General features: G+C 32.7%; 9 protein-coding genes. 1 reads left to right on the top strand and 8 read right to left on the bottom strand.

Annotation, left to right across the window (positions count from 1 at the left end):
- Positions 1-13: 13 nt before the first annotated feature.
- From ACFS3A_RS05755 to ACFS3A_RS05745, 3 genes are all read right to left on the bottom strand, one after another.
- Entirely contained in the window at positions 14-808 is a 795-nt protein-coding gene (locus ACFS3A_RS05755; protein ID WP_379824465.1) for a polysaccharide biosynthesis/export family protein, read from the bottom strand.
- A gap of 72 nt (positions 809-880) precedes the next feature.
- Positions 881-1,501: a recombination mediator RecR gene (gene recR, locus ACFS3A_RS05750; protein ID WP_379824464.1), complete on the bottom strand. Its 621-nt coding sequence runs from the start codon at positions 1,499-1,501 to the stop codon at positions 881-883.
- A gap of 141 nt (positions 1,502-1,642) precedes the next feature.
- Positions 1,643-2,008 carry a CoA-binding protein gene (locus tag ACFS3A_RS05745; RefSeq protein WP_379824463.1) on the bottom strand — a complete coding sequence of 122 codons (366 nt, stop codon included), beginning with the start codon at positions 2,006-2,008 and terminating at the stop codon, positions 1,643-1,645.
- Between the two features lie 153 nt (positions 2,009-2,161).
- Between ACFS3A_RS05745 and ACFS3A_RS05740 the strand changes: the two genes are divergently transcribed.
- Positions 2,162-2,788 (top strand): MarC family NAAT transporter, encoded by a 627-nt coding sequence (locus ACFS3A_RS05740; protein WP_379824462.1) that lies wholly within the window; start codon positions 2,162-2,164, stop codon positions 2,786-2,788.
- A 77-nt stretch (positions 2,789-2,865) separates the two neighbouring features.
- On the opposite strand, the gene ctlX is transcribed toward ACFS3A_RS05740, so the two are convergent.
- From ctlX to carA, 5 genes are all read right to left on the bottom strand, one after another.
- A complete protein-coding gene (gene ctlX, locus ACFS3A_RS05735; protein ID WP_379824461.1) occupies positions 2,866-3,801 on the bottom strand; it encodes a citrulline utilization hydrolase CtlX in 936 nt (311 codons plus the stop codon).
- Between the two features lie 92 nt (positions 3,802-3,893).
- Positions 3,894-4,808: a dimethylarginine dimethylaminohydrolase family protein gene (locus ACFS3A_RS05730; protein ID WP_379824460.1), complete on the bottom strand. Its 915-nt coding sequence runs from the start codon at positions 4,806-4,808 to the stop codon at positions 3,894-3,896.
- A 62-nt stretch (positions 4,809-4,870) separates the two neighbouring features.
- Complete coding sequence (locus ACFS3A_RS05725; RefSeq protein ID WP_179002208.1) at positions 4,871-6,148, bottom strand: citrate synthase; 1,278 nt, start codon at positions 6,146-6,148, stop codon at positions 4,871-4,873.
- Positions 6,149-6,301: 153 nt separating this feature from the next.
- Positions 6,302-7,594 (bottom strand): phosphopyruvate hydratase, encoded by a 1,293-nt coding sequence (gene eno / locus ACFS3A_RS05720; RefSeq protein WP_379824459.1) that lies wholly within the window; start codon positions 7,592-7,594, stop codon positions 6,302-6,304.
- Positions 7,595-7,705: 111 nt separating this feature from the next.
- Positions 7,706-8,815, bottom strand: coding sequence for a glutamine-hydrolyzing carbamoyl-phosphate synthase small subunit (gene carA, locus ACFS3A_RS05715; protein WP_379824458.1), 1,110 nt, complete (start codon positions 8,813-8,815; stop codon positions 7,706-7,708).
- Between the last annotated feature and the right edge of the window lie 121 nt (positions 8,816-8,936).

Genomic DNA, 8,936 nt, shown 5'->3' with positions numbered 1-8,936 from the left:
TTTAAATCTGGTTTTAATTTTTTATAATGAGGTATACGGTAGTTGCCAAAGACAGTAGCGTAATAATAGTTCCTATAGATTGTATTCCGGTCTGGCCAGTTCCCCATGTTTTCTGCCTCAAAGGTTTTACATAAATGTAGTCATTGGGCTGTAAATAATAATAAGGTGACTTCATAACATTTACATCTGTAAGATCAACATCATGCATTTGAACTCCAGTTGGAGTTTGGCGAATTACTGTTACAGCCTTCCTATTTCCGACAGTAGTAATGTCTCCAGAATTTGCTATAGCCTCCAAAATGGTTAAATTATCTTTATATAAAGTTTTGGTTCCGGCACTTCCAACCTCTCCATTAATTGTGTACCTAAAACCTGCTAATTTTACAGTGACAAAAATATTGGCTTCGCTTTTAAAGTATTCTTCAAGCAATTTTTTTTCAATTTTTACACGTACCTCTTCAAGTGTATAACCTATTACATTTACTTCGCCTAAAATTGGAATTCTAATATTCCCATGATCATCAACTCTATAGCCATCAAAATAGAGAGAAGCTTCTGACCGCAAATTTTGCCCCCCCTCATTACTACTCACATTAAAAATAGAAACCAATTTTGGATCAATTGCCTTCATATTAATACTTATAATATCGTTAACCTGTAATCGATAAGGTTTAGACTCTACAGCAGCAATTGTATTTTGTTCACTTGAAGTACTTTTATCCTGAAGATAAACCAAATCTTTGATTGGAATACACGAAGTACATAATCCCGTAATTAACAACAATAGATAAAAGCTTTTTTTTGTCATTAGTTTAATTTTATCGCAAATATAGTTTTTCCATTGAATGTCTGGAAAAACTAAATTGTATTGGGGTTTTGATTAATTATTTTTAAACGTTTTTTCGAAAGGAACGCGATGCAGAATACTTCTTCCTAATGTTATTTCATCAGCATATTCTAATTCATCTCCAACAGATATTCCTCTCGCAATTGTTGAAATCACAATCTCAAAACCTGCAATTTGTTTATAGATGTAAAAATTGGTCGTATCACCTTCCATAGTAGAACTCAAAGCGAAAATGATTTCAGTTACTTTCCCGGATTTTGCCTTCTCAACCAAACTTGAAATATTTAACTGATTGGGACCAACTCCTTCAATAGGCGATATTTTCCCTCCAAGCACATGATAAATACCTTTAAATTGTCCAGTGTTTTCGATTGCCATTACGTCACGAATATCTTCAACAACACATATGGTTTCATGATTTCGCATTGTATTGGCACATATCTCGCAAATTTTGGTATCCGAAATATTATTACAGCTTTCACAAAATTTAATATCCTCACGCATATTTAGCAATGCCTGAGATAAAAAAGCAGTCTGTTCTTTTGGCTGCTTTAGCAGATGAAGAACCAAACGAAGTGCAGTACGCTTACCAATACCTGGCAATTGTGACATTTCATTTACCGCTTTTTCAATTAATTTTGATGAAAATTCCATGACGACAAAAGTAATACTTTTAATGGTTTAGCTGGCATTTGATATCAAATTCAACATTAATAAATAATATCTTTTAAATAAATCAAAAACTAATTAATTCATGACTTTTAAAACCATTCAAAAATCTACTTAAAAAATAATTTAATACTGGTTAGTAGCCAGCAAAACAAGTGTACAAGCTACTTCAACCTTAATATCATTTAATTCCAATAATTGATAAAATTCCGGATTTTCTGTTCCCGGATTAAAAACAACTCTTTTAGGTTTCGCTTCAATAATATAATTATAATAATCTCTTTGACGAACGGGATTCAGATATAAAGTAATAGTATCTATATTTTTAACAGGTATCGCCTTTGTCTGAATTTTTACTCCTGCAACTTCTCCTATTTTTTGACCTATTGCTAAAACAGAATGTCCTTTTCCAACCAACATATTTACAGCTCTAAATGAATAACGCTCCGGATTCGTTGAAGCCCCTATGACTAATGTTTTTTTACTTTTCATTTTTTTTGTTTAGACTGCAAAAGTAATCAAAAAGAACGATTTTACCTTTATCTCTTTGATTCAGAATCTATAGCAATTAAAAACATTATCCTAACATAATTATACCGAAAGACATCAAAAAATAACTATTTTTACCTCACTAACCCAAACTATATGGAATTATTCATCTATTTATTTGCTGCCTTGTTTTCGGTATTAAATCCAATCGGAACAGTACCCATTTTTGTCGGATTAACGCAACATGATTCACAAAAAGAAAGATCCAGAATCTCTCTTTGGACTGCTATCAATGTTTTTATCATACTGCTGGTCTCTTATTTTATTGGACAATATGTTTTAACCTTTTTCGGAATCAGTATTGATGCATTGAGAATTGCAGGCGGAATTGTTATCGTAAACTCAGGATTCTCTCTTCTTTCTGGGAAATTCAATAAAAAACGAGGAATCAATAAAAAAATTGAAAATGAAGCACAACACAGGAATGATATCGCATTAACACCATTAGCAATACCAATGCTTGCCGGTCCAGGCTCAATGTCTCTTTTAATTGCTTTTTACCAAGAACATCATGAGCTAAACGAAATCATAATTTCAACATTAGCTATCCTTGCAATCGCAGTCGCCATCTTTGCAATTCTTAAAAGCGCGCATTATCTAGCCAGAATATTAGGAGCTTCGGGAATTGTTGCTATTTCCAGAATTGTTGGTTTTATTGTCATTTCAATTGGAATTCAGTATATCGTTAGTGCACTTATAAATATTATCAAAGGAAATTTTTAAGTCAGTTATTATTCTCAAAAAAGAGAGGAATAAAATCTTGATGATTTTATCCCTCTCTTTTTTTATTTTTTTTGTTCTTAACTTCTTGGCAGGAAAACTTCAGCCATCATACATCTGGCACTTCCACCGCCGCATGCTTCGATAGTATCAAGACTTGAACTCAAAATTTCCGCATGATTTTCTAACTGAGAAATTTGCTTTGGAGTTAAACTTTGATGAGCCGATGCGCTCATAACAATATATCTCTTATCCTCTTTACCTCTAACTTCAAGCATATTTCCTGCAAAATTATTTACCTGATCTTCTGTAATTAGAATAATTTCTTTTTCATCCTGTTTCAAATTATCCAAAACCATTTTGCGCTCTTTCTTGTCATCAATAGAATCTGCACAAATAACCGCAAACGTTTCTCCTAGACACATCATAACATTAGTATGATAAATTAGTTTACGTTCACCTTCAACAGTTTGGAAAGCTTCAAAAATTACCGGAGCATAATCAAAATCCTCACAGAATTCTATAAATAATTCTTCATCAGCTCTTGGAGATAAAGCGCAATATGCTTTGCCGTTTGCACGATCCAACAACAAACTTCCTGTTCCTTCTAAGAAAATACCATCTTCTTCTGCAGAGGTGTAATCCATTATATTCGTAATTTCAAATCCTTTTTCTTCCAAAGTATCCAAAATATCTTCACGACGTTCCTGACGACGGTTTTCTGCAAACATTGGATATAAAGCTACATCTCCATTTTCATGAAACGAAACCCAATTGTTTGGAAAAATACTATCTGGTGTATCAGTTTCTAAAGTATCATCAACAACAGTTACATCAACTCCAACCGCTCTTAATTTTTCAACAAAAGTATCAAACTCTTGCTGAGCTTTTGCATTTACCGTACTTGGCAATAAACCGTCTAATACTTTTTGGTAATAATTATTTACAGCAGTCTGCTCATTCATTCTGAAAGCAACTGGCCGAATCATTACTATTGCGTTTGTTGTTTGTCTCATTTTTTATGTTTTTTTGTTTGCTTCGCCAATTCGGCTAAAGTTTCAGGTTTCAAGTTTTACAGAACTTGAAACCTAAAACTTGAAACAATTATTTAGTCTCTAATTAAAGGCAATGTTGAACATCTTAACAAACCTTCTTGTTTTGCTATTTCGGCATATGGAATTTCTTCTACAGTAAAACCATTTGCACGAAGCCAGTTATTTAAACGAGTAAAGTTCTTCTCAGAAACAACTACATTTTTGTCAATTGAAAATACATTCGAAAACATATTATACATTTCATTTCTTTCGATATGAAATAAATTTTCTTTCCCAAAAAGATTTACCAAATACAAATAATCTGCTTCTTCACGGAAACCTCTTTTATAGATTATTCCTTTATCTTTTCCAACTGGCTGAAAACAACAGTCTAAATGCAATGCATTGTCACGAGCTTCTAATTTCGATTTAACTAAATCAAATTCTTTGACAATTTTGTCTGGAAACAATTCTTTTATATAATTAACACCATGCATATTGGTTCTGGCTGTAATGTAATCTTTATAGTCACTTCCTTTATAAGTCCCAATAAAAATATGATCATTCCAAAGCATAACATCCCCACCTTCAATATGGACTTCTTCTGGCGGACGAACAACTTTTAAAGGATCAATTTGATCAATTACATATTGAATTGCATCTAATTCACGCTCACGATCTGGCAAAATATTTGATTTCACAAAAACATCATCAATCACAAATCCTATATCTCTAGCGAAAATCTGATTGTAGTTTTCAATCATTTCAGGGCGATAAACAGTTACATCATATTTTTGGAAAACAGCATTAAAAGCATCCATTTCAGCAACCATATCTTTTTCTACAGGATAAGTTCCTGCTTTAATATGTTCCAATGATTTAGGATCATAAGCTTCCTCAATTGTTGGAGTCGGCCCATTATGAACAGCAGAACCCAAAACAACAGCACGAAGTCTAGATGTTTCGTTCTTAACATTTAATTGCAACATAACATTATAATATTTTGAGCAAATATAAAAAAAGCTTCACAGTTTAGTGAAGCTTTCGTTTTTTATTTATTAGACTTGAACTCTCTTAAAGGATGTCCTGTATAGATTTGTCTTGGTCTTCCAATTGGCTCCTTGTTTTCACGCATTTCTTTCCATTGTGCGATCCATCCCGGTAATCTTCCAATAGCAAACATTACAGTAAACATATCAGTAGGGATTCCTAAAGCTCTGTAGATAATCCCAGAGTAGAAATCAACATTTGGATACAAGTTTCTTGATTTGAAGTATTCATCTTCAAGAGCTGCTTTTTCTAATTTTCTGGCAATATCTAAAATCGGATCTTCAACACCTAAAGTTTCTAATACTTCTGTTGCTGCTTTTTTAATAATTTTAGCTCTTGGATCGAAATTTTTGTAAACTCTGTGTCCGAATCCCATTAAACGGAAAGGATCATTTTTATCTTTCGCTTTCGCTAAGAACTTATCTGTATCTCCACCGTCTTTGTTAATTTCTTCCAGCATTTCAAGTACTGCCTGATTTGCACCTCCATGAAGTGGCCCCCATAAAGCAGAAACTCCTGCAGAAACTGAAGCAAATAATCCAGCGTGAGAAGAACCTACCATTCTAACTGTAGAAGTAGAACAGTTTTGTTCGTGATCAGCATGAAGAATGAATAATTTATCTAACGCATTTACAATTACCGGATTTGCAGCGTAAGGTCCTGTAGGCAATTTAAACATTAATTGCATAAAGCTTTCTACATATCCTTTTGTATTGTCGTAGTAGTTTAAAGGATATCCCATAGATTTTCTATAAGTCCATGTAGCAATTACAAGAAATTTAGCCATTGTTTTGCAAATAGCTTCATACATTTCTTTTTCATTATCAACATTTACTGCTTTTGGGTTAAATGCCGTTAAAGCACTTGTTAAAGCAGATAATACTCCCATTGGGTGGGCCGTTTTAGGAAAACCGTCAATAATATTTTTCATTTCTTCGTTTACCAAAGAATGTTTTCTAATATTATTTTCGAAATCTTCTAATTGTGCAGCAGTAGGTAATTCTCCAAAAATCAAAAGATAGGAAACCTCTAAGAAACTCGCTTTTTCTGCTAAATCTTCGATTGAATATCCTCTGTAACGTAAAATTCCTTCTTCTCCATCCAGGAAAGTGATTTCACTTGTACAAGATCCTGAGTTTTTGTAACCTGGATCAATTGTAATAACACCTGTTAAATCACGTAATTTGTTAATATCGATAGCTGATTCGTTTTCGCTCCCTGTGATTACCGGAAGTTCAATCTTTTTACCATCTATTTCTAATGTAGCTATTTTTGACATAATATCTTGGAAATAATTCTTTAAATAATAATTTACCAAATCTAATGAATTTAAGACTAATTAAAAAAAGAATACTGCTATGAATTTGTTAAAACTCCAAAAAAAAACCACTCATTAAAAAATGAGTGGTTTATCCTAATATAACTCTTATGATTATTTAATCTTGAAAGCATTTAAACCTGGAAAATAAGCAGTACTTCCTAATTCTTCTTCAATTCTCAACAATTGATTGTATTTTGCCATACGATCTGAACGAGAAGCAGAACCTGTTTTAATTTGACCACAGTTTAAAGCTACAGCTAAATCTGCAATTGTATTATCTTCAGTTTCTCCTGAACGGTGAGACATTACAGATGTATATCCAGCATTTTTAGCCATATTTACAGCTGCAATAGTTTCAGTTAAAGTTCCAATTTGGTTAACTTTTACTAAGATTGAATTAGCAATTCCTTTTTCGATACCAGTTGATAAACGGGCAACATTAGTAACAAACAAATCATCACCAACTAATTGTACTTTATTTCCAATTTTTTCAGTTAAAGCTTTCCATCCATCCCAGTCATCCTCGTACATACCATCTTCGATAGAAATAATTGGATATTTGGCAGCAAGTTCAGCTAAATAATCAGCTTGTTCCTCAGAAGTTCTAACTTTTCCAGTTTCACCTTCAAATTTAGTATAATCGTATTTACCGTTTACATAAAACTCAGAAGCTGCACAGTCAAGAGCGATCATAATCTCGTCACCAAAAGTATAACCAGCTTTTTCAACTGCTAATTTGATAGTATCTAAAGCATCTTCAGTACCACCAGCTAAATTTGGAGCAAAACCTCCCTCATCACCAACAGCTGTACTTAAACCTCTGTCATGTAATACTTTTTTCAAGCTGTGGAAAATTTCAGTTCCCATTTGCATTGCATGTGTAAAAGAAGTTGCTTTTACTGGGAAAATCATAAACTCCTGAAATGCGATAGGTGCATCAGAGTGAGAACCTCCGTTGATGATATTCATCATTGGAACTGGTAATGTGTTAGCAGAAACACCACCTACGTATCTGTATAATGGCAATCCAAGTTCGTTAGCAGCAGCTTTTGCAGCAGCTAAAGAAACTCCTAAAATAGCATTAGCTCCTAATTTAGATTTGTTTGGAGTTCCATCTAAATCAATCATTAATTGGTCAATTGTGTTTTGCTCGAAAACAGAAGTTCCAACTAATTCTTCAGCAATAACAGTATTTACATTGTTCACTGCATTCAAAACACCTTTACCTAGATAAGCTTTACCTCCATCACGTAATTCAACAGCTTCGTGCTCTCCAGTTGATGCTCCAGATGGAACAGCAGCTCTACCTAAAACTCCATTTTCAGTTACTACATCTACTTCAATCGTAGGATTACCCCTAGAATCAAGAATTTGTCTTGCGTGAACTTTAATTATAATACTCATTATTTTTGTTTTTTATTAATAAATTATATTTTTTTTTCGAAATTATAAAAATATTTAATACTATAAACGCATTTTAAATATTAAACACCTTTATTTATTAACTACATCGTTTTAGGCTTTAGCAGTTTTAATGTTCTCTACAAACTGATCAAACAAATAGGACGAATCGTGCGGTCCAGGACTTGCTTCCGGGTGATATTGAACTGAGAAGCAATTCTTATTTTTCATTCTCATTCCAGCTACAGTACCATCATTTAAATGTACATGAGTTATTTCTAATTCCGGATGATTATCTAATTGTTCTTTTTTAACAGCAAAACCGTGATTCTGAGAAGTAATCTCTCCTTTACCTGTAATGATATTTTTTACAGGATGATTAATTCCTCTATGTCCATTAAACATTTTATAAGTTTCAACACCATTAGCTAAACCAATAACCTGATGTCCCAAACAAATTCCGAAAAGCGGTTTATTATCTGCTAATATTTCTTTTGCAACCTGAATAGCTCCAAACAAAGGATCCGGATCTCCAGGACCGTTTGACAAGAAATAACCATCAGGATTAAATTCAGATAAATCTTTATAAGTCGAATTATAAGGATACACTTTTATGTAACAATCTCTTTTTGCAAGATTTCTTAAAATATTCTTTTTAATTCCAAGATCTAAAGCTGAGATTTTATAAGTAGCATTTTCATCACCGAAGAAATAGGGTTCTGTAGTAGACACTTTTGAAGCTAACTCCAACCCTTCCATATTTGGCACATTAGCTAATTCTTTTTTCAAATCTTCAATTGAAGTACCATCTGTACAAATAACAGCATTCATTGCGCCATTGTCACGAATATAACTTACTAGCGCACGAGTATCTACATCAGAAATACAGATTAAATTTTGTTTAGTAAAATAATCTTCTAAGCTTTCAGAAGCATTTTCTCTTGAATAATTAAAACTGAAGTTTTTACAAACCAAACCGGCAATTTTAATACTATCAGATTCAACTTCTTGCTCATTGACACCATAATTTCCGATATGTGTATTTGTAGCCACCATTATTTGACCAAAATAAGAAGGATCTGTAAAGATTTCCTGATATCCCGTCATTCCAGTATTAAAACAAACTTCTCCAAAAGTTTTACCGCTAATTCCGATAGATTTTCCATGAAAGATTGTTCCGTCACTAAGTAATAAAATGGCGCTTTGTCGTGTTGTGTATTTCATTATTTAATTTGTATTGTTTTTTATCAAGTTCTAAAACCGAAATTCACGGTTTTAATATAATTAGATATTTTGCAAATTTACTTCTTTATAGAAGCGCTTCCAAGATTTTTTAAAACTTTCA

The sequence above is a fragment of the Flavobacterium notoginsengisoli genome (assembly GCF_042686225.1).
In the GTDB taxonomy this organism is placed as follows: Bacteria; Bacteroidota; Bacteroidia; order Flavobacteriales; family Flavobacteriaceae; genus Flavobacterium; species Flavobacterium notoginsengisoli.
Note: the sequence above shows the minus strand (reverse complement) of the source record. Positions and strands in the feature narration are given on the sequence as shown.